Source organism: Streptomyces sp. NPDC089915 (assembly GCF_040684675.1).
GTDB lineage: Bacteria > Actinomycetota > Actinomycetes > Streptomycetales > Streptomycetaceae > Streptomyces.
Genome location: NZ_JBFBGN010000431.1, coordinates 1 through 1,030, shown reverse-complemented (window position 1 = coordinate 1,030; position 1,030 = coordinate 1). Strand labels below are relative to the sequence as shown.

The 1,030-nt window shown below is 70.2% G+C and carries 1 protein-coding gene; it reads right to left on the bottom strand.

The window, feature by feature from the left end:
* Positions 1-927, bottom strand: a 927-nt coding sequence (locus AB0O29_RS36400) for a histidine kinase (RefSeq protein ID WP_365160847.1), incomplete at its 3' end; no start/stop codon positions are given.
* Positions 928-1,030: the final 103 nt, after the last annotated feature.

The window sequence follows — 1,030 nt, the reverse complement described above, 5'->3', positions numbered from 1 at the left end:
CGGGGGGCGTGCGTCGCCGGAAGGGGATCCGTTGCGGACCTCGACCCGCAGACTGTGGTCGTCGGCCGTGACCGCTACTCGCACTGCGGCTCCGGGTGCGTGTTTGCGGATGTTGGTCAGGGCTTCCTGGACCGTGCGGTAGACGGCGCCTTCGACTTCCCGCGATGTGTGCGGCCAGGCGTCGGGGAGGTCGAGGCGGACGGGCAGGCCGCTGTCCCCGACCAGCTCGCCGAGGCCTGCGAAACCGGGTGCCGGCGGTGGTTCGGCGCCCGTGTCCCCGGTGTTGCGGAGCGTGTGGAGCATGTCGTGGAGTTCGGTGACGGTCTGGGCGGCCAGTTGCTGGATGCGCTGGGCGCTGTCGTGGACGTTCACGTTCTCGGGTCGGGCGACCTGGAGCGTGCCGGCCTGGAGGCTGATCAGGCTGATCTTGTGGGAGACGGTGTCGTGCATCTCGCGCGCCAGCCGGGCGCGTTCAGCGTGCAGAGCTTCCTGGGTGTGCAGCCGTTCCTCCAGCGCCTGGCGGGCCCGTACTTCCTTCAGCTGCTCGTGCCGCGACCGTGTGGAGCGGCCGATGACGACGGCCAGGGCCGGTAGGGCGCAGCATTCCAGCGGATAGGACGGGTCCAGGCTGTCCAGACTGATCGTGAGGGGGAGGTTGCCGGAGGGTGGGGAGACGAGGCCGTAGAGGAAGGCGGTCACCGCCGCCGCGGCCGACCCCACCAGGACCGGGCCGCGAAGGGCGGCTATGTAGTACAACGCGATCAACGGTGCGAGGTTGAGGTACCCGAAACAGTATGCGGGCAGCGTGACGAGCAGGGCCACCTCCGGGGCCCTGTAGCGCAGGAGCAGCGACGCGGCGGACGCCAGCGAGAGGGTCAGACTGGTGACCGTCTGGGAGGGGATGTTGATGACGAGGACATCGCCCATCGCGCCGAGGACAGGCACCAGGCTCCAGCCAGGACGCCCGCCGGTCGGAACGCTCTGGAGCTCGACCGACGCGCCGGGGACGGTCGCGTCAGGCGCACGGTCC